This is a genomic window from Hydrogenoanaerobacterium sp. (assembly GCF_032017025.1).
In the GTDB taxonomy this organism is placed as follows: domain Bacteria; phylum Bacillota; class Clostridia; order Oscillospirales; family Ruminococcaceae; genus Hydrogenoanaerobacterium.
Genome location: NZ_DALZQO010000005.1, coordinates 66,770 through 86,224, shown reverse-complemented (window position 1 = coordinate 86,224; position 19,455 = coordinate 66,770). Strand labels below are relative to the sequence as shown.

Here is a 19,455-nt window from a genome sequence, read left to right as displayed (position 1 = left end):
ATTAATTAGAAAGGGCATCTTCAAAGCCGGCAATGCTCTCATTTCTACCTACAACCACGACCACGTCGTTTTCATTGAGTACAATATCGGGAGTAATATCAACCGTAGTTTTGCTGCCTTTGATGATGGCAATGATATTAATTCCAAAATTTTTACGGAGATTTGCTTGCATCACCGTAATACCGTCAAACTTATCGGTAAGCTTGATTTCTGAGATGGAAAAGTCACCGTTGAGCTCAATATAGTCGAGAGCGCGTGTGGTGCTAAGCTTACCCGCGAGCCGCACTGCCATATCCTTTTCGGGGTAAACAACTTCTGCACCTATTTTGCGCAGCACCTTGCCATGCTCGGCACTGATTGCTTTTGCAATAACACGCGGCACACCCAGCTCAATTACGTTAAGAGCGGTGAGAATGCTTGCTTCAATCTGCTCACCAATGCAAACCACAACCGTCTCGCAGTTTTGAATGCCTGCTTCCTCCAAGGTAGGTTTATCTAGTATAGGGGTGACGAATGCCTGCCCTACATGTTCTTGAATTTGACGAATTTTATTTTCATTGTTGTCGAGAACCAGAACCTCTTTGCCTGAGGCGGCAAGAGTTTCAGCAAGGGCATAGCCAAAGCGCCCTAACCCAATTACCCCAAATGGAATACTCGGTTTATGATAATTGAACATAGAAATGCTCCTATCCTATTGTAATTCGCTCTTCCGCATAAAGCAGGTTGGATGCCGGGTGATACGACCACACGCATGCGATGGTGAGTGGACCCAGCCTGCCAAAAAACATGGTGAGTGACAAAATAATTTTACTGATATCGGTAAGCTCCGGGGTAATGCCGGTGGAAAGACCAACCGTACCAAACGCAGAAACCACTTCAAACAGCACTTGCACAAAGCTGTACTGCGGTTCAGCAAGGCTTACCAGCAGGGTATTTATGCAAACCACACCAAGCGCAAGAATTGTGAGCGTAAAGGCACGTATTACACTTTCTTGGGGTATCTTACGCTTAAACGCGGTGCATTCGCGGTTGGTGGCAATGCTGAAAATGCTTTTGAGCATCGTAAAGGTGGTGGTGGTTTTGATACCGCCGCCCGTAGAACCGGGCGATGCGCCGATAAACATAAGAATGATGAGAATAAACAGACCTGCGTTCGTGAATTTACCGAGATTGTAGGTGGAAAAACCTGCGGTTCTCGCCGCTGTGCTCTGGAAAAACGCTCCCAGCCAGGTGACATCCTCGGTGCACTTGAGCAGTACGGTACCGATGAGAAGCAGCGAGGTTGTCATCAGCAAAACAATTTTGCTGTTCATGCACAGTGCGCGCCACGAACGCTTTTCCCACACCTCTTTGATCACAGTGAAACCCAATCCGCCAAAAACAATCAGTGCACAGGTGGTGAGGTTGAGCAGCACATTGCTTTGATAAGGGATTAGGTTTGCGAACCCACCCAGAATATCAAAGCCCGCATTGTTGAACGCTGAAATAGCATGGAATATGCTGACCCCCAGGGCATCCAGCGGTGGGAAATCCTGCACGAATACAATAAAGCTGAGTACCATGCCCACACCTTCAAACAGCAGGGTCATCTTTAGTACCGATTTCACCAGCTTGACTATGCCGTTTAGCGAATTGAGATTCATCGCTTCTTTGATCAGTACACGCTCGCGCAGACCAACATTTTTTCGCGCAAGCAGGATAAACAACACGCCGAACGAAGTAAAACCGAGGCCCCCCACCTGTATCAGCGCGGCGACAACCGCCCTGCCAAACACAGAAAAGGTGCCCGCTGTGTCAATTGCGACCAAGCCTGTAACACAAACCGCACTGGTTGACGTAAACAGTGCGTCCACGGGGCGCACATGCATACCCGGGTTTGCCGAAATTGGAAGCAGCAGTAAAAACATACCGGTAAAGATAACAATTGCAAAACCCAGAACAAGAACCCTCCCGGGGCTCATTCTGCCTTGATGGGACACAAAAATGCCTCCTTGTAATCTACGAGTTCTTCATAATAACACTTTCAACCACATTGGCTGCATGCTCACAGGCATCGCAGCATTTTTCAAGGCGGTCGAGTGTTTCGGTCCAAGCAATAATTTCAATGGGGTCTTTGCAGTTCACATACAGCCTGCGCACCGATTCGGTGTATAGCTTGTCGCCAACCTCTTCGAGGCGGTTGATTTCGATGATACTGGTCTGCACCGTTGTAGATTTACGGAAATTGTGGAAATCTTCCATTGCTTTTTTCAGTGCCTTGCAGCAGCTGACAATAACGTTTGAAAATTCCAGTGCTTCGGGGCGAATCGCAGTGATATTATACATGTACACACGCAGCAAAACATCCTCAATATTATCGGTGACCTCATCCAATTCCTGTGCAAGCTCCATAATGTCTTCTCGCTCAATTGGGGTGATGAATTCACGTACCAGCTTATTCATCATATCGTGCTTGCACATATCGGCGCCATGCTCTAAATTATGCATTTCTGTAATTTTATCATGCAGCTTATCTGCATCAAAATTTGTAAGTACATCGTGCAGCATTTCTGCCGCCTGGCAGGAGTAATCCACCATCTTTACAAACATATCATAGTAGTTGTAATCTTTCTTGTTCCCCATGTTTTACTCTATCCTTTCAAACTAAAAAATCCACATAAACAGCTTTGCCATTAAAAAACCAATTAATCCGCAGCCGGGAAAAGTGAGCACCCAAGTGAGCACCATTTCTTTTACCACACTCCAATTAACTGAGGATACTCGCTTTGCAGCACCTACACCCATAATCGCAGTGGTTTTGGTGTGTGTGGTGCTCACCGGAATACCGGTAAGTGACGAAATCAGCAGGCAGCCCGCTGCTGCAAGATCTGCCGAAAAGCCTTGATATTGCTCGAGTTTTACCATATCCATGCCCACCGCCTTAATAATGCGATAGCCGCCGATTGAAGTGCCAAGCCCCATCACTGCTGAGCATAGAATCATCATCCACATCGGAATAACAAAACTTGAAACATCCCCCTGCCCCCTGGCAAGAAAAATGCCCAGCATAAAGATTCCCATAAACTTTTGCCCATCTTGAGCACCGTGCATAAACGCCATTGCCGCACCGCCGCACACCTGTGCGCCCTGAAAAAAACTGCTTGTTTTCCGGCGGTCCAGTCTGCGGCAGATTACTTCAATCAGCTTCACTGTGACCCAGCCCATAACAAAACCGAGCAGTGTGGAGAGACCCAAGCCGTACAGTACCTTCACCCATTCTCCCCCGTTAATGCCAGATAAACCGTTGTGCATTGCAATTGCCGCACCCGAAACACCTGCAATCAGCGCGTGGCTTTCACTGGTGGGAATACCAAAGGCCCAAGCCGCTGTCGCCCACACCACAATGGCAAACAGCGCAGCGCACAGTGCAGTGAGTGCTTCGTGGGGATCTCCGCCAAAATCCACCATATTGTAGATGGTTTGTGCAACGGTCGCGTTGACAAGTGTCATAAATAGTACACCTAAAAAATTAAATACCGCTGCCATTAAAATGGCACTGCGGGGGCTCATTGCCCGTGTTGAAACGCAGGTTGCAATTGCGTTCGGCGCGTCTGTCCAACCGTTTACCAAAATGACCCCCATGGTCAGCAGTGCGGTAATCAGCAGCGCTGGGTTGGTTATCGCCTGACTGAAAAATTCAGAAAGCGTGATGGTCAAGAAAGATCTCCTCCCTGTTTTGTTTCCTGTCTTGTTGTAAGCCGTGTGTAAATTTTGCGCAAAGTCATCGTAGCACGATTGCCCAAACTCGACAACATCCCGCATCCATTCTTAACAATTTCTTAATGCTTGTTTTCCTTGCTTTACGCCTTGTTTACGGTATAATCAAGGTAATGTGCCGCTGCTCGGCAGCACTGTATAAAGCTGATTTGATCCGTATAAAGCCTGAGAGGTGGGTGATTTTAAGTGAAGATTAAGGAGAACAAGAACATGTTCGCCTCGGATAAAGCACCTAAATGGCTGCGGTACGATGCGGTTAAAACCTTGCTGATATTGCTTGCCGCAACAACAATCTGCCTTTTGCTGCAACAGGCGTTCGCCAGTTTTGACAACGTAAGCATGATTGTTATTTACATTTTGGCAGTGGTATTTGTTTCACGCGTAACCACCGGATATCTCTGGGGCATATGTGCATCGGTCGCAGGTGTAATCGGGGTAAACTTTTTTTTCACCTTCCCTTATTCTGCGCTGGATTTTACCCTTGCTGGCTACCCCATCACTTTTTTAAGCATGCTTTTGGTTTCACTCATCACCAGCGCCATGACCGCACAAATTACCGAACAGGCACGTCAGTCCGCCCTGCGTGAGCTGCGTACCGAAAAGCTTTATGAAATTACCCGCCAGCTTTTAATTACCCGGGGGCTGGATAATATTGTGAACCTTACGTTGGATTACCTGAGCGACTTTTTTCACCGTCCGGTAATTTTTTACACCGATGACCCGCAGTGCGGCTGTACAGGAAAAATTGCCGCTGCCAGCCTGAGTCAAGAGCTGATTTTACGTTCTTCCAACGAGCAGTTCGCAGTGCACTGGGTGTTTGTGAACAACGAGTGTGCCGGCACCGGTACCGATACCTGCACCAAGGCATATGGTTTGTACCTGCCTGTAGCGTCACAGCGGCAGGCACTGGGCGTAATTGGGCTGCTGTATGACGACGGCGCTGCGCCGGAGCCCGAGCAGATGACCTTTTTGGATATGATGACCTCGCAGATTGCCATGGCGCTGGAGCGACAGAAGCTTTCGGACGAGCAAAGCCGTATATTGGTGGAATCGGAAAAGGAGAAGATGCGCAGCAACCTGCTGCGTGCCATTTCACATGACTTGCGTACCCCGCTCACCAGTATTTTGGGAGCAAGCTCGGCAATACTGGAGAGCAAAGGGCAATTGGATGAACAAACGCACGATAAACTGGTGGATGATATCCGTGAGGATTCACAATGGCTGATTCGGATGGTAGAAAATCTGCTGTCGGTCACCCGCATCAGCGAAGGCGGCGCAACTGTGCATAAATCGCCCGAGGCAGTGGAGGAAATTGTTGCCGAGGCGATTGGGCGCGCAAAATCGCGTTTCCCCACGCAACAGCTGCAGGTTCGGGTTCCCGATGAATTCTTACTTGTCCCCATGGATGCAACGCTGATTGAACAGGTCATCATCAACTTGGTGGAAAACGCGATTCGGCATTCCGGTGAAGATGCTCCCATTGAGCTTACCGTCACACGCGAGGGGAACCTTGCAATGTTTGAGGTGCGAGACCATGGAAAAGGCATTAAGCAGGTGGATATCCCGTATCTTTTTGAGGGCTACGAGGCGCGCGGCAAGCGCAGCAGCGATTCTTCCAGAGGAATGGGCATCGGGCTTTCCATCTGTAATTCTATTGTGAAAGCACATGGCGGTGAAATAACTGTGACAAATAAACAGGGCGGCGGAGCAGCCTTTACCTTTACGCTGCCGATTGATAAATGAAGGGGTGAAACCATATGGCCAATAAAGTAACTATTTTAATTGTTGAGGACGAACGTGCTATCAGCAATTTTATCTCTACCGTATTGACCGCAAACGGATATCGAACTATTAAAACTGAGACAGGGCGCGAGACGCTGTCTTTAATCACCTCACACTGCCCCGATGTGGTGCTGCTTGACCTGGGACTGCCCGACATGGATGGGCTGGAGGTACTCAAATCGGTGCGTGAATGGTCGAATATTCCCATCATCATAGTTTCGGCGCGCGGTTACGAGCGCGAAAAGGTTGAAGCACTCGACCTGGGTGCGGATGATTACATCACGAAGCCGTTTGGTACTTCAGAACTGCTGGCGCGTATTCGTACCGCTTTGCGCCATAACAGCAAGCCCGAAACGGGTGACAGCGTACCCAGTACCAAATTTACAACAGGTGGCTTCGCTATCGATTTTGATAAACGCATGGTATGGGTAGATGGCACTGACATACACCTGACACAGATTGAATATAAAATTGTGGCCTTGCTCTGCCGCTGCGCGGGGCGTGTACTCACCTACGACAGCATTATCGAACAGATTTGGGGCCCTTTTGCTGCGGGTGACAACCAGATTCTGCGTGTAAACATGGCGAATATCCGCCGTAAAATTGAAAAAAACCCTGCTGAGCCGCGTTATATTCTTACCGAGGTGGGCGTGGGCTACCGCATGAGTGACGCCGAATAACAAGCCAGACTTAAAGTTCTGTACTAAGGCATTGTGTTGCGATTATCCTCATCCGCTGAGGGCAGAGGAGGCTTTTTTTATAATAATTTTTCCAGCAACAGACTGGGAAAATAGGCATTGGCAAATGCCGTAACAGCGTACCCTTTGGGTAGGCAGGCAATTCCATTTTGAAGTGGAATCGCTGTAAAATATCCGTCGGAGGTCTGTACCAATGGTTTTCAGCAGTGTTACCTTTTTATTTTACTATTTGCCGGCGCTTATCATCCTTTATTACGTTGCACCACAAAAGCTGAAAAACCTTGTGATGTTCTTGGCAAGCATGGTGTTTTACGCATGGGGTGAAATCCGGTTTATTCCCGTTATGCTTGCGCTTTCGGTGGAAGACTATGTTTGCGCACGGTTAATGGACAAGTATGCCGATCACAAACGGCTGAGGCGCCTGTTTATGCTCATTTCGGTGGGCAGCAACCTTGGTGTACTGCTGTTTTTTAAATACACCAACTTTTTTGTGGGTAACCTCAACGCACTGGTGGGCGGTGGTATTCCCCAGCCGAACATCATTTTACCCATTGGTGTTTCGTTCAACTCATTTCAATCCATATCCTATGCGATTGACGTCTACCGCGGCACTACCAATTCCGAGAAAAGCTATTACAACTATCTCACCTACACCACCCTTTTTCCACAGATTATTGCAGGCCCGATTGTGCGCTATGTCACCGTCGAGCATGATCTCGATGATCACCTGCTCACCGCCGACAGTTTTTCGCGCGGTACCAGACGCTTCTTGATTGGTCTGGGCAAAAAGGTGCTCATTGCAAATAACGTAGGGTTTTTATGGAGCCAGATTTCAACCGGTGCGGCAGGGGAACCATCGGTACTGCTGTACTGGATCGGCATTATCGCTTACACCTTTCAAATCTACTTTGATTTCAGCGGATATTCCGATATGGCGATCGGTTTGGCACGTATTTTTGGGCTCACCTTTGACGAAAACTTCAACTACCCCTATATCTCCCGCAGTATTACCGAGTTTTGGCGGCGGTGGCACATCACTTTGGGCGCATGGTTTCGCGATTATGTGTATATCCCCATGGGCGGCAACCGCTGCGGCAAGCTGAAGCAGCTGCGCAACCTGCTGGTGGTGTGGGCACTTACCGGCTTTTGGCATGGCGCATCGTGGAACTTTGTGTTTTGGGGGCTGTACTTTGCAATCATTCTGATTATTGAGAAGTTTGTTTTACTTCGCTTTTGGGACAAGGTTCCGCGAATTCTGCAGCATATTTATGCGCTTGTACTGATTATCATCAGCTGGGTCATCTTCTACTTTGAGGATTTAAGCGCTATGGGTGCTTATTTTAGGGGAATGTTCGGTTGGCAGCATGTCCCCCTTTGGAACAAGCAGGCATTGTATTACCTGCTTGGCTACGGGCTGATTTTTGTACTGGCGGCGTTCTTTGCTACCCCTGTGTTTCAAAAATTGCTCATCCGGCTGGAGTGCAGTGCACGAAAACCCGTGCTGGTTGGTGTATCACTGGGGTATGTGTTCCTCTTTGCGGCATGCGTCGCCTACCTTGTGAACAGCACCTATAATCCATTTTTGTATTTCCGGTTTTAAACAGCAACGCTGTGCCTGGGCACTTACTCTATATCGAAATGTAATATCATATTTGGGAGCCTGCTATGGATAAAATATTTTTCCGCATCCTCGCACCCCTGTGGGGGGCGGTGGTGCTCATTAATCTTATATTGCCAAACAAGAACTTTTCCGAATCGGAGAACCGTTACCTTGCCAGCTTCCCCAGCTTCTCGACAAAGGCACTGCTGAATGGCAAGTATATGCAAGGCATGGATGAGTTTTTCAACGACCATTTTGTGGCGCGCGACAGCTGGATTGCAATGCAAAGCAGCCTCGAATACTCGCTGGGCAAACGCGAAAACAACGGCGTATTTGTATGTAAAAATGCGCTGATGGCGGATATCGACGCACCGAAGGACGATGCGGTACAGGCAAATATCCGCGGTATTAAAGCATTTGTACAGCGCTACCAAAAACCCAGCTACCTCATGCTGGTACCCAGCGCCGCCGCGATACAAACCGACAAGCTCCCCCTCTTTGCTCAAACCTGGGATCAAGCAGGCTTTGTAAGCCGCGTGGCCTCCGAACTGGGTAATGCAGTAAAGCCGGTAGAGCTTTTCGGTACCCTTACGGAGCACAAAGACAACGATATCTATTACCGCACTGATCATCACTGGACATCTGCTGGCACATTTTTGGCGTATCAGCAGGCATGCAAGGTGATGGGGCTTGTCCCGAAAGCCGCAGAGGATTTTCAAATCGATACCGTCAGCGACAGCTTTTACGGTACACTCTATTCCAAGTCGGGCGTAAGAAACATCACACCCGACACCATTCAGGCCTATCACAGCGGAAAAGTCACGGGATTTTCGGTGTATGACGGCAAGAAAACCACCGACTATGCTTCCATGTACTTTGACGAATACCTCTCGCAAAAAGACAAATACTCGTATTTTCTCGGCTCAAACCAGCCGCTTGTTACCATTCACACTGCAAGCAAAAGCGGAAAGCGGCTGCTTATTTTTAAAGATTCGTACGCGCACAGCCTCGCCCCGTTTTTTGTAAACGATTATAGTGAAATCGCGCTGGTCGATATGCGGTACATCAGCGGTAGCCTTACTGATATTACAGATCCAGCCGATTATGACGATGTGCTGTTTGTTTACAGCGTGGATGTATTTGCACAGCAGAATCATTTGGTAAAGCTTGAACAACAGCCTTCATAACGTACATTGCAAATAATAAATAAAGCTTAACATGAATGCTATTTTTACACAAGATAATATTGTGAAATTACCAATCAAAAAGGCGGCAAGCAGATTTTCTGCTTGCCGCCTTTTGCCGCGTCTGTGTACCGTTTTGTAACGGTGGACAGAACTGGTTCTTACTGCATTTTTTCCGGCTCACTTGTTACTTCTTTCAGAGAGGTAACAAGCCCTGCCAGCGACTGAATCTCGCTGGGGATGATAATCTTCGTGGCTTTGCCGTCTGCCACCTTCGCAAACGCCTCAAGGCTCTTGATTGCAAGCACCTGCTGGGTGGGGTTTGCTTCGTTTAGCATTTTCAGCGAATCTGCAAAGGATTTTTGAACCATCAGAATCGCCTCCGCCTCACCTTGTGCCTCGCGAATCTTCTGCTCTTTTACACCCTCTGCACGCAGGATTGCCGATTCCTTCTCTGCCTCAGCACGCAGAATCGCAGATTCTTTTTCACCCTGTGCAACCAGAATCTGGCTGTGCTTTTCACCCTCTGCACGCAGGATGGACTCACGCCTTTCACGCTCGGCCTTCATCTGTTTTTCCATCGCATCCTGAATTTCACGCGGGGGCAGGATGTTTTTGAGCTCTACGCGGTTCACCTTGATGCCCCATTTATCGGTTGCGGTGTCAAGCGTTGCGGTAATTTTGGTATTGATGATATCACGGGAAGTGAGGGTGCTGTCCAGCTCCATCTCACCAATGATATTACGCAGGGTGGTTGCTGAAAGATTTTCTATGGCGGAGAGAGGGCGCTCTACGCCATATGTATACAGCTTTGCATCGGTAATCTGGAAGAACACTACCGTATCAATCTGCATGGTAACGTTATCCTTGGTGATGACAGGCTGCGGTGCAAAATCCACTACCTGCTCTTTGAGCGACACCTTTTTGGCAATGCGGTCAAAAAACGGCAATTTAAAATGAAGGCCTGTTTCCCACGTTGTATTGTAGGCACCCAATCTTTCCACAACATACACCATCGCCTGTGGAACAATTTTGATGCAGGACACCAACGCGATTAAAACAAGTAGTATTGCCGCAAGTACTAAAAAGCCGCCGAAAAATTCAACTAATAACATGGTTGCTCCTCCTTTAATTCCTCTTTATCCAAAATCTCTTTTGCTTCAACAATCAGCTTCACGCCCTCAATGGCGAGTATCGTTACCTTTGCGTCCACAGGTATATCGGTGCCATCCACCGACCGCGCCGACCAGTCTAGCCCCATCACGAGCACTCTGCCCTGCGCCCTGTCGTTGTCAATCTCCTGCAGCACAACACCGGTCTGCCCGATGACCCTGTCTGCGTTTGTGCGCTCCTGCTTTACATTTAAAAAACGTTTTACAAACGGACGGGTACCTACCATTGCAAGCGCAGATACCGCTACAAACACCAGAAACTGCGCCCACACCGGTGCGCCCATCAGTGCGGGAATGATTGCTGCAACCGCACCCAGCGAAAACCAAATTGCAACCAGCTGCACCGTTGCCGCTTCTGCAATAGCCAAAGCAATCCCCAATATCAGCCAAAACACCGGGTACAGCTCCTGTGATAGAATCGTTCGCATTTCCCCTAGCCTCCCTCTTTTAGAATATAGATTCGATGTACATCAAAATCCGCAAGCATTGACAACTTATATTTTCGTATAGATTGTAAGTTGTTTGCTTGTTAAGATTATATCATCATTATACCGTTTTCACAAAGATAAAAAAGGGCTGAATTTGCTCTTTTTAGAACGTTAGAGCCGTTTTTTTGAAACCTACTGCCTAGCTGTTACCGGGGCAAGACGCAGCGCGCGCTGGCTATATCTTTTCGGTATCAATTCCGCGCCAACCCTCGCCGAGAATCTCTCCGGCATCGGCTACTATCATAAAAGCATTTTTGTCTACCCGCAGCACTATCTTTTTTAAGGTAGGGTACTGTTCATCGCGCACCGCACACATCAGCATCTCTTGGTCTTTCTGCGAATATGCACCCACCGACTTTAAAAGTGTTGCACTGCGATCCATCTCCTCAATAATTGCCTTTGCAATTTCGCGCGTACTTGTCGACACGACATATACTACCTTGCCCTTATCCATGCCGTACAAAATCATATCAATCATTTTAGACGACGCCAAAATCGTGATGAGCGCATAGAGTGCACTCTCCATATTGCGGTAAACCAAAGCTGCCGCCAAAATAACAACACCGTCTAGAATCAGCAGCACCTTGCCAAAAGGTAAGTGTGGATATTTGAGCTTTGCTAGCCTGCACATAATATCCGTACCGCCGGTGGTGCTGCCGCGCATAAACACAAGCCCCAAGCCAATTCCGCCTGCTGCGCCGCCAAACATTGCCGCCAACAGTAAATTGCCGCGGTAGGGCGGCAAAACTACGGCGCACAAATCAATAAAAAAGGACATAATAAAGGTAGATTTGAGTGTGAGCAGCGTAAATCGCTTGCCCAATATTTTGTAAGCCACCAGCAGCAGCGGAATATTAATGAGCATAGCAACTGTACCGATGGGCAGGCCCGAAAGATAGTTGATGATGGTTGCGATTCCGGTTACACCGCCGGGCGCAATGTGGTTGGGCGCAGTAAACATAGCAACCGAAATACCGTTGAGGATTCCGCAAGCGGCATCACAAATCAGGTCGCCCGCAAGCTCTTTGGGGTTTATTTTTTTAATTATATGGCTCATATCCAATTCCTCCTGTATTTCCTCTAAAAGCATAAAAAAGAGAGAAACAGTTTTATTATTACCAACTGCTTCCCTCTTTAGTTGTACGGTAACCCGCGCCCGCGAAGCTGTCTCTATAAGCGGCGGCTATTTTAAAATAACCGCGTTTTTTCGCCTGCACACGCCCAGTCTTATAAACTTATAATAAGTATACAATAATTTTCAATTTTTGTAAATAATCTCCCCGTTTAACGTTTATATTGCCCCATATTGCGTACACTTTTTTATTTTATAAAAATGTGGTATGATATTAAAGTATGTAAATACGATTCTACTCAGACAGCGAGTCTAGCTGATCAGATAAAGGAGATCCATGAACTTTCAAGATTTACAATTGATTCCCCCGATTTTACGGGCATTGCAAACCCAGAATTACAGCGAACCCACCCCCATTCAGGCACAGGCCATTCCGCCGGTGCTGGCAGGCAGAGATGTACTCGGCTGCGCTCAAACCGGAACCGGAAAGACCGCGGCATTTGCCATCCCAATTTTGCAAAAACTAAGCGAAACCTCCGCGCCAAAGGGCATGCGCCGCATCCGTGCACTGATTTTAACCCCCACACGTGAGCTCGCGCTTCAAATTTATGAGAGCTTTGAGGCATACGGCGCACACCTTAAGTTGCGCTGCTGCGTAATATTTGGCGGTGTTTCGCAAAAACCGCAGGAAGAACAGCTGAGACGCGGTGTAGATATTCTTGTCGCGACCCCCGGCAGACTCAACGACCTCATCAGCCAGGGCATTATCAGCCTGAAGGACATTGAGATTTTTGTACTGGACGAAGCAGACCGCATGCTGGACATGGGCTTTATCCACGACGTCAAGCGCGTAATTGCGCAAACCCCGCCCAAAAAGCAAACCTTGCTCTTCTCGGCAACCATGCCGCCCGAAATTACCGCAATTGCAGAGAACGTTCTGGTTGACCCCATCAAGGTAGCGGTAACACCGGTTTCTTCCACCGTGGATAAAATTGAGCAGAGTGTTTACTTTGTGGACAAGGCCAACAAACGCGAGCTATTAAAATACCTTTTAAAAGACCCAGTCATTACCTCGGCTTTGGTGTTTACCCGTACCAAGCACGGTGCAGACCGCGTGGTGCGCGAGCTGACCAGAGCAAATTTTAAGGCGGCGGCTATTCATGGCGATAAATCGCAGGGGGCGCGCCAAACCGCACTCTCCAACTTTAAAAACGGCACCATCCGCGTGCTGGTTGCAACCGATATTGCCGCGCGCGGCATTGACATTGACGAGCTCTCGCATGTCATCAACTTCGACCTGCCCAACATTCCCGAAACCTACGTGCACCGCATTGGGCGCACGGGCAGGGCGGGGCTTTCGGGCATAGCAATTTCATTCTGTGATATTGAAGAAAAGCCCTATCTGATGGATATTTTAAAGGTGATCAAGCGCGATATTCCCGCGGTTACCGACCACCCCTACCCTATGATGGTATTTGAGGTGCCGCCCAAAGAGCCAAAGCCGCCTCGCCCTGCTCGCAGAGACTGCGCACAAAGTGCACCGCGTAATCAGGGTGCAAAGAACCAAACAGCAAGCAGCCCTCATAAGCAGAACGGACAAGGTACAGGGAAAGGCAGCAAACAGGGCAAAGCCGGGGCACCAACTGAGCCGCGTGCACCCAAGCCGCGCAGCCATAAGCCCTCGGGCAGACGTCCGGCACCTGCAAAATCCGGCTCGGCGAATGCACCGGTCACCAAAAACGCTTATTTTCGCAAAGGCTAGCGCATCGTGGCAAAGCGCCATGTGCATGAAAAGGGCGGTTCAAACAGAAATAATTGTAAGCCTATCCGGAGGATTTTGATATGCTGTTATTGAATGCTGAGAAAATCAGCAAAAGCTACAGTGAAAAAATACTGCTGAAGGATGTTTCTTTCAGCATCAGCGAGGGCGACAAGCTGGGGTTAATCGGCATAAACGGCACGGGGAAATCTACGCTGCTCAAAATTATCGCCGGTGCGGAAAACCCCGACAGCGGCATTATCACCAAGGCAGGTGGTGTGCGTGTCGGCTATCTGCCGCAAAACCCCGAGTTTATCACGGGGGCTACGGTGCTTGAGCAGGCAATGCACGGCATTGCACAGCAGCAGCGCGAGGGGAAGGAGTATGAGTGCAAAGCGATTTTAAACAAGCTTGGCATCACCGATTTTAACAAGCCCATAGAGCAGCTTTCGGGCGGACAGAAGCGCCGCGTCGCACTGGCAAGCGCACTGGTTACCCCTGTAGAGGTACTGGTGCTTGATGAGCCCACCAACCACATTGACAACGATATGGTGGACTGGCTGGAGGGTTACCTTGCCCGCTACGGCGGCGCACTGCTGATGGTGACGCATGACCGCTACTTCCTCGACCGTATCACCAACCGAATTGTAGAGCTGCAAGGTGGCAGCCTGTTTGGTTATCAGGCAAACTACGCCAAGTACTTAGAGCTTAAGGCGCAGCGCGAAGACATGCTGGTTTCCAGCGAGCGCAAGCGGCAGGCACTGCTGCGCAAAGAGCTGGAGTGGATTCAGCGCGGTGCGCGCGCGCGCAGCACCAAGCAACAGTTTCGTGTGAACCGCTTTGCCGAGCTTTCGTCCCAAAAGGTGGACCTCACCGAGGATAAACTCGAAATGGCATCGATGAGCTCGCGCCTTGGCAAAAAAATCATCGAGATTGAGGATGTTTCCAAAGCCTACGGTGAACGCACCCTGATCAGCGGCTTCTCCTATCATCTGCTGCGTGACGACCGCATCGGCATCATCGGTGAAAACGGGTGCGGCAAATCGACGCTGCTGAAAATGATTGGCGGCGTGCTTGCACCCGACAGCGGCAGCGTGGTAATCGGCGACACGGTACGCATCGGCTATTTCTCGCAGGAATGCGACGAGATGGACATGTCACTGCGTGCCATCGATTACATCAAGGATATTTCCGCCGAGGTACAAACCCCCGAGGGCACCCTCACCGCATCGCAGATGATGGAAAATTTTCTATTCACCTCCGACCTGCAGTACACCACCATTGGCAGGCTTTCGGGCGGCGAGCGCCGCAGGCTGTACTTGCTGGGCATTTTAATGCAGGCGCCCAATGTGCTGCTGTTTGACGAGCCCACCAACGATCTCGATATTCAGACGCTCACCATTCTCGAGGATTACCTTGAGGGCTTTGCGGGGGCTGTTATTGTGGTGTCGCACGACCGCTATTTTCTCGATAAAGTGGTGTCGCGCATCTTCGCATTCGAGCCCGACGGCAGCATTGTTGGCACAATGGGTGGATATTCCGATTATATCGAACAGCGCAAAGAGCAGGCTCAACCCGAAGCGGAACGCGGTGCACAGTCAAAATCGAAGGACAGCTGGAAGACGAAATCGGATAAGCTGAAATTCACCTTTAAAGAGCAGCGCGAGTTTGAGAACATTGACAGTGTGATCTCTGGCCTGGAACAGCGTATTTCGGACACCGAACAGGAGCTTGTAAAAGAGGCAAGCAACTTTGAGCGCTTGCAGGAGCTGATGGAGCAAAAATCTGCTTTGGAGGCAGAGCTTGCCGCACAGATGGAGCGCTGGGTATATCTAAACGACCTTGCCGAGCGCATTGAAGCACAAGGCCAACCGGTAATATAATGTCCATTGAACAGAACAAAACCGGAATGCAAAAGCTGCATTCCGGTTTTTATTGTATCAACTTATATTAGCGTCCAAATTCAGAGAGTTCAAGCCCTTTGTTTTTATCCAGTGCCCAGTTGATGTTCCAGCTGTCGGTAAACAAAAGCAGGTAGCGGCCTTTGAAATCCTGCACGACCTTGGTGTCCGAGCTGAGACTCAGCGATTTAATGTCGATATCCTCGTTTTCAATCCAGCGGATGTACTGGTAAGCCAGACGGTCCATGATAATATCTACATTGTACTCGTTTTTTAGGCGGTATTCCAGCACGTCAAACTGAAGTGTACCTACAACGCCCACAATTACCTCTTCCATGCCCTTGAGCGGCTCCTGGAAAATCTGAATCGCACCCTCCTGTGCTATCTGGGTGGTGCCCTTCACAAACTGCTTACGTTTCAGGGTATCCTTTTGGCGGATGCGTGCAAAATGCTCGGGCGCAAACGTTGGGATCCCTGCGAACTCGAACTTTTTGCTCGGCACGCTTATGGTATCGCCGATGGAAAAGATGCCGGGGTCGAACACACCGATGATATCGCCCGCATATGCTTCATCAATGATTTCACGGTCTTGCGCCATGATCTGCTGCGGCTGCGAAAGCTTGAGGTTTTTGCCGCCCTGAATATGCGTAACCTCCATGTTTTTATCAAAGCGGCCCGAGCAGATACGCATAAATGCAATTCTGTCGCGGTGCGCTTTGTTCATGTTTGCCTGAATTTTAAATACAAACGCAGAAAATTCCTTGCTGAACGGGTCAACCTCACCAATGCTCGATTCACGTGGAAGCGGCGGTGTGGTCATCTTTAAAAAGTCCTCAAGAAACGGCTCTACACCAAAGTTGGTGAGCGCCGAGCCAAAGAACACGGGGGAAAGCTTGCCGTGGCGAACTGCCTCCATATCAAACTCGTAGCTGGCGCCGTCGAGCAGTTCGATGTCATCTACAAGCGTTTTGTGGTGCTGCTCGCCGATGAGCTCTTCCAAACGGGGGTCGTTGATATCGACCTCTATTTTTTCCACCTCATGCTGCCCGTTGTTTGCGGTAAACGAGATGATTTCTTTTTTATGACGGTCATACACGCCCTTAAATTCCTTGCCGCAGCCAATCGGCCAGTTGATGGGGTAGGTTTTGATGCCCAGCTCGTTCTCAATCTCCTCCATCAAATCAAACGGATCACGCGCTTCTCTGTCCATCTTATTGATAAAGGTAAAGATGGGGATGTCGCGCAGCAGGCATACCTTAAACAGCTTTCTGGTTTGGTTCTCAACGCCCTTTGAAGCATCGATAACCATAACTGCGCTGTCCGCCGCCATAAGTGTGCGGTAGGTATCCTCTGAAAAGTCCTGATGCCCCGGGGTATCCAGAATATTGATGCAGTAGCCCTCGTAATTGAACTGCATAACCGATGACGTCACCGAGATACCTCTCTGCTTTTCAATCTCCATCCAGTCAGAGACCGCATGCTTTGCCGTTTTCTTGCCCTTTACCGAGCCTGCCAGCGCAATTGCGCCGCCGTACAGCAGAAATTTCTCGGTCAGCGTTGTCTTACCCGCATCGGGGTGAGAAATAATCGCAAACGTTCTTCTGCGCTCTATTTCAGTTTTTATATCAGCCAAACTTGATTCCTCCACATATTGCAATCTAACCTTTTAATAATAGCATTTTTGTAGTCTGCACGCAACTATATTCCCCGATATGATAAAGAAAAACACCTGATTGGAGCGCATTTTTTTACTGCTTTTGTGTTATAATGTTGGCAGGGGGTGCCAATCAATGCATTTTATTATAGAAAACAGCCGTATCTATTACAACGATGAGTCCGGTAAGCTTGTGGCAGAAGTCACTTTTCCGGCAGAATCAGTTCATGTTGCAAACATAAATCATACCTTTGTGGATGACAGCCTGCGTGGACAGGGCATTGCTAGCAAGCTGATGGAAGCTGCTGTGCAAAAGCTACGCTCCGATGGCAAAAAGGTACATCCCACCTGCCCTTACGCGGTGAGCTGGTTTCAGAAACACCCTGAACACGCCGACCTGCTCGCATAAAACTCAAGCCGATACCTCTAAGCTATCCTATACGAAAGGGGTGATTAAGTGAATCTGCTTTCTTTAAAATATGTAATCGAGGTTGACAAGGCAAAATCCATCAGCAAAGCGGCCCAGAACCTGTTTATGGGGCAGCCCAACCTGAGCAAGGCAATCAAAGAGCTGGAACGGGAGCTCGGCATTACTATTTTCAGGCGCACGGCTAAGGGCGTAGCGCCCACCCGCGAGGGGGCAGAGTTTCTCTCGCATGCCAGCACTATCCTCTCGCAGGTAGATGAGCTGGAATCGATGTACAAGGTACCCGAGGAGAAGAGCATTCGGTTTAGCGTGTCGGTTCCCCGCGCAGATTATATCTCGTGTGCGTTTACCGATTTTTTAAGCAGGATGAAGCGCGGTGCGCCCCTATCTGTCAGCTTTAAGGAAGCAAACTCGATGACCGCTATCCGCGATGTTACGGCGGGCAAGTCCAACCTCGCCATCATTCGCTGCCCCAACCTGTTTGAGGGTGATTATCTCTCTTTTCTGGAAGAACAGCAGCTAAGGCGCGAGGTGCTGTGGGAATATTCGATGGGTATTTTGATGTCAAAGCATCATCCCCTCGCACCTTTGAGTGAAATTCCCTACGGTGCGCTGGTGAATTATACCGAAGTCGCTTACGGTGATTTTGAAGCCCCTGCGTCTTCCTGCGCGCAGACCATTGCCGAAACACCGATGCAGCCGTCCGCTAAGTGCATCTACTTGTATGAGCAAGGCACACAATACCAGCTGCTGCGGGAGGTAGCAGGTGCTTACCTGTGGTCGCCCCCTGTGACAAAGCCATTCTTAGAGAAAAACGAGCTCGTACTGCGTCATTGTTCCATTTCTTCGCTTGGCAGCAAGGATCTTGTCGTATACCCTAAGGATTATGAGCTGAATGCCTGGGAGAAAATGTTTGTACAGTCGGTCAAAAGTGCGGCACGCACCTGTTTGCTTGTTTGACTGTAACCAAAAACAACCGGAGAATCACAGCGATACACTGTGGCTCTCCGGTTGTTTTTATGTAGGTTTTATGATTCCGCTTCCAGCTTGCTGCTTTTCACCTCATCCATGTAGGGGATGGAGGTTTCGGCGCCCTGTCGCGACACAGCGATGGACGATGCAACCGATGCCAAACGCAGTGCCTCATCGGCGGCGTAGCCCTGTGCCAAACTGCCGATGAAAAAGCCCGTAAAGGTATCTCCCGCCGCAGTGGTATCCACCACCGGCACCTTATAGATACCGTGCGACAGTACCTGATCGCCGTCTTTGTACTGTACCCCATGCTTGCCAAGTGTCAGCACAATTTTCGCACCCGGGTATTTCTGTGCCAATTGTTCCAGCAGGCCATCCTTATCCTCAGTGCCGCAGATATCCGCCGCTTCCACCTCGTTCAGCATGAAATAATCGACATACTCGAGAGGAAGCTCGAGTATTTTCTCATTCATGGGTGACGGGTTAAGCACAATTACAAGCCCCTTTTTGTGTGCCTGCTCCATAATATAGCGCATATTGTTAATTTCATTTTGCAGGATGAGAAAATCGCCCGACGAAAAGCCGGCAAGTGTCTCATCGATGTGCTGCTCGGTCATGGTTTGGTTTGCACCGCCATAAAGCAGGATGCAGTTTTGCCCCGAATGGTTCACCTGAATGATGGCATGCCCTGTGGCAACATCTTCACACTGCCTTATAAAGTCGATGTTTACATGGTTTTTTTGCAAAACCTCGCGCAGCATATCACCGTCCGCTTTGCCTACAGCACCGGCATGGTACACTTGTACCCCCGCCCTTGCAAGCGCAATGGACTGGTTAAGCCCCTTGCCGCCGCAAAAGGTCTGCCGAGATTCTGATGACATCGTTTCACCTGGACGGACAAAATGGTCGACCTTGTAAACATAGTCTATGTTGAGCGACCCAAAATTCAATAGTTTCATTCTAATCTCCTATCCGCTTTTATGCTTAAAA

Annotated in this window: 17 protein-coding genes; 8 read left to right on the top strand and 9 right to left on the bottom strand. The window is 49.2% G+C overall.

All coding sequences use genetic code 11. The annotated features are described in order from the left end of the window. Position 1: 1 nt before the first annotated feature. The 4 genes from RTV33_RS04875 to RTV33_RS04860 are packed head-to-tail and all read right to left on the bottom strand — an operon-like array spanning position 2 to position 3,696. Positions 2 to 676: a TrkA family potassium uptake protein gene (locus tag RTV33_RS04875; protein WP_312642142.1), complete on the bottom strand. Its 675-nt coding sequence runs from the start codon at positions 674 to 676 to the stop codon at positions 2 to 4. Positions 677 to 686: 10 nt separating this feature from the next. Further along, the gene (locus RTV33_RS04870; protein WP_396327220.1) at positions 687 to 1,979 is read right to left on the bottom strand and encodes a TrkH family potassium uptake protein; all 1,293 of its coding nucleotides are present in this window, start codon (positions 1,977 to 1,979) and stop codon (positions 687 to 689) included. Between the two features lie 19 nt (positions 1,980 to 1,998). Continuing rightward, a complete protein-coding gene (locus RTV33_RS04865) occupies positions 1,999 to 2,622 on the bottom strand; it encodes a DUF47 family protein (RefSeq protein ID WP_312642140.1) in 624 nt (207 codons plus the stop codon). 21 nt (positions 2,623 to 2,643) lie between these two features. Next, positions 2,644 to 3,696, bottom strand: a complete 1,053-nt coding sequence (locus tag RTV33_RS04860; protein WP_312642138.1) for an inorganic phosphate transporter — start codon at positions 3,694 to 3,696, stop codon at positions 2,644 to 2,646. A gap of 246 nt (positions 3,697 to 3,942) precedes the next feature. Between RTV33_RS04860 and RTV33_RS04855 the strand changes: the two genes are divergently transcribed. The 4 genes from RTV33_RS04855 to RTV33_RS04840 all read left to right on the top strand — a co-directional run bounded on the left by RTV33_RS04855 (position 3,943) and on the right by RTV33_RS04840 (position 9,023). Then, positions 3,943 to 5,499 carry an ATP-binding protein gene (locus RTV33_RS04855; protein WP_312642136.1) on the top strand — a complete coding sequence of 519 codons (1,557 nt, stop codon included), beginning with the start codon at positions 3,943 to 3,945 and terminating at the stop codon, positions 5,497 to 5,499. A 14-nt stretch (positions 5,500 to 5,513) separates the two neighbouring features. Next, a complete protein-coding gene (locus RTV33_RS04850) occupies positions 5,514 to 6,218 on the top strand; it encodes a response regulator transcription factor (RefSeq protein WP_312642134.1) in 705 nt (234 codons plus the stop codon). 211 nt (positions 6,219 to 6,429) lie between these two features. After that, positions 6,430 to 7,836 (top strand): MBOAT family O-acyltransferase, encoded by a 1,407-nt coding sequence (locus tag RTV33_RS04845; protein WP_312642132.1) that lies wholly within the window; start codon positions 6,430 to 6,432, stop codon positions 7,834 to 7,836. A gap of 65 nt (positions 7,837 to 7,901) precedes the next feature. Continuing rightward, positions 7,902 to 9,023 carry a DHHW family protein gene (locus tag RTV33_RS04840; protein ID WP_312642129.1) on the top strand — a complete coding sequence of 374 codons (1,122 nt, stop codon included), beginning with the start codon at positions 7,902 to 7,904 and terminating at the stop codon, positions 9,021 to 9,023. 158 nt (positions 9,024 to 9,181) lie between these two features. Here the strand turns inward: RTV33_RS04840 and RTV33_RS04835 are convergent, their stop codons facing one another. The 3 genes from RTV33_RS04835 to RTV33_RS04825 all read right to left on the bottom strand — a co-directional run bounded on the left by RTV33_RS04835 (position 9,182) and on the right by RTV33_RS04825 (position 11,737). Then, positions 9,182 to 10,135, bottom strand: a complete 954-nt coding sequence (locus RTV33_RS04835; RefSeq protein WP_312642127.1) for an SPFH domain-containing protein — start codon at positions 10,133 to 10,135, stop codon at positions 9,182 to 9,184. Continuing rightward, on the bottom strand, positions 10,126 to 10,620 hold the full coding sequence (locus RTV33_RS04830; RefSeq protein ID WP_312642125.1) for an NfeD family protein: 495 nt from the start codon (positions 10,618 to 10,620) through the stop codon (positions 10,126 to 10,128). Before RTV33_RS04830 ends, RTV33_RS04835 begins: the two co-directional genes overlap by 10 nt. 235 nt (positions 10,621 to 10,855) lie before the next feature. Next, the gene (locus RTV33_RS04825) at positions 10,856 to 11,737 is read right to left on the bottom strand and encodes a YitT family protein (RefSeq protein WP_312642123.1); all 882 of its coding nucleotides are present in this window, start codon (positions 11,735 to 11,737) and stop codon (positions 10,856 to 10,858) included. Between the two features lie 352 nt (positions 11,738 to 12,089). Here RTV33_RS04825 and RTV33_RS04820 point away from each other — a divergent pair, with 352 nt between their 5' ends. Together RTV33_RS04820 and RTV33_RS04815 are read left to right on the top strand one after the other, a co-directional pair. Continuing rightward, the gene (locus tag RTV33_RS04820) at positions 12,090 to 13,514 is read left to right on the top strand and encodes a DEAD/DEAH box helicase (protein ID WP_312642121.1); all 1,425 of its coding nucleotides are present in this window, start codon (positions 12,090 to 12,092) and stop codon (positions 13,512 to 13,514) included. Positions 13,515 to 13,594: 80 nt separating this feature from the next. After that, a complete protein-coding gene (locus RTV33_RS04815; RefSeq protein WP_312642119.1) occupies positions 13,595 to 15,394 on the top strand; it encodes an ABC-F family ATP-binding cassette domain-containing protein in 1,800 nt (599 codons plus the stop codon). Positions 15,395 to 15,461: 67 nt separating this feature from the next. Here RTV33_RS04815 and RTV33_RS04810 read toward each other — a convergent pair whose 3' ends face one another. After that, on the bottom strand, positions 15,462 to 17,045 hold the full coding sequence (locus RTV33_RS04810; protein WP_312642117.1) for a peptide chain release factor 3: 1,584 nt from the start codon (positions 17,043 to 17,045) through the stop codon (positions 15,462 to 15,464). Positions 17,046 to 17,202: 157 nt separating this feature from the next. Between RTV33_RS04810 and RTV33_RS04805 the strand changes: the two genes are divergently transcribed. Then, positions 17,203 to 17,475, top strand: coding sequence for a GNAT family N-acetyltransferase (locus tag RTV33_RS04805; RefSeq protein WP_312642115.1), 273 nt, complete (start codon positions 17,203 to 17,205; stop codon positions 17,473 to 17,475). Between the two features lie 48 nt (positions 17,476 to 17,523). After that, entirely contained in the window at positions 17,524 to 18,453 is a 930-nt protein-coding gene (locus RTV33_RS04800; protein ID WP_312642113.1) for a LysR family transcriptional regulator, read from the top strand. A 68-nt stretch (positions 18,454 to 18,521) separates the two neighbouring features. Here the strand turns inward: RTV33_RS04800 and RTV33_RS04795 are convergent, their stop codons facing one another. After that, the gene (locus RTV33_RS04795; RefSeq protein ID WP_312642111.1) at positions 18,522 to 19,424 is read right to left on the bottom strand and encodes a ribokinase; all 903 of its coding nucleotides are present in this window, start codon (positions 19,422 to 19,424) and stop codon (positions 18,522 to 18,524) included. Between the last annotated feature and the right edge of the window lie 31 nt (positions 19,425 to 19,455).